This window comes from Polaromonas sp. P1_G2 (assembly GCF_056405515.1).
On sequence record NZ_JBFUBY010001437.1, the window covers coordinates 1 to 403 of the forward strand.

Sequence of the window (403 nt, forward strand, 5' to 3'; positions counted from 1 at the left end):
GCTGTTGATTTCCGGCCGCGAGGCCCGTTCAAGATGATGGTATCTGCATATGTCTGATCTCTCCCTCTCCTCCACCATGCTCGACGACCGCGTCCGTGGCTTTCCGGCCGGTCATGTGCCGGTTTCGATCGACGATGTCGCCGCCCGGGGCTGGCAGCCCTATGATGGTGCGATGTCGTTGCCGCTGATCTCGCTCGACCGTGATGCCTTTGCAGCCAATATCGCCGCGATGATGCGCTATGTCCGCAGCCACGGACTGGAGATTGCGCCGCATTCAAAGACGCCGATGGTTCCGGCGCTGGCCAAGCAACTGGTCGAGGGCGGCGCCTGGGGCACGACAGTGGCCGATATCCGCCAGGCCTCAGTCATGCTCAAGGCCGGGCAGAAGCGGCTGATCCTCGCC

1 pseudogene is annotated in these 403 nt (G+C 63.3%); it reads left to right on the forward strand.

The window, feature by feature from the left end:
• Positions 1-49: 49 nt before the first annotated feature.
• Positions 50-403, forward strand: a pseudogene (locus tag AC1D0P_RS30955) (amino acid deaminase); the annotation flags it as partial.